This is a genomic window from Bacteroides sp. HMSC067B03, assembly GCF_001811315.1.
Classification (GTDB): Bacteria; Bacteroidota; Bacteroidia; order Bacteroidales; family Bacteroidaceae; genus Bacteroides; species Bacteroides faecis.
In genome coordinates this window covers 1-315 of record NZ_KV804422.1, presented here as the reverse complement: position 1 = coordinate 315, position 315 = coordinate 1, and the positions used below count along the sequence as shown (strand labels likewise).

Genomic DNA, 315 nt, shown 5'->3' with positions numbered 1-315 from the left:
AAAGACGTTCGTATTCAGCCGGATTTTTCTCCATAAGGTTTCTCAAGGCTTCCGGATCGTTTTGAAAGTCTTCAAACTTTTTGTTTGTGGAATCCGTCAGGCTGGGAGCGTGAACTTCCGGCATTTCCACGGGTTTGATGGCATCAAGCAACTTCTTTGCGGTATCGAAATTGCTGGTCAGGTTCGCCTTCCAGTCGTCACGAACGTCGGCTGTGATTCTTTTTTCCTTGATCGCACTGTTCAGGATGTTTTCGATTTCCTGTTCCTTGCGTGCCTCCTCCTGTCTTTCGAGCATGTCGACGCGGTCTGCCTTAC

The 315-nt window shown here is 48.6% G+C and carries 1 pseudogene; it reads right to left on the bottom strand.

Going from position 1 to position 315, the window contains the following annotated elements:
* A pseudogene (locus HMPREF2794_RS21295) lies at nt 1–315 on the bottom strand (Clp protease ClpP); the annotation flags it as partial.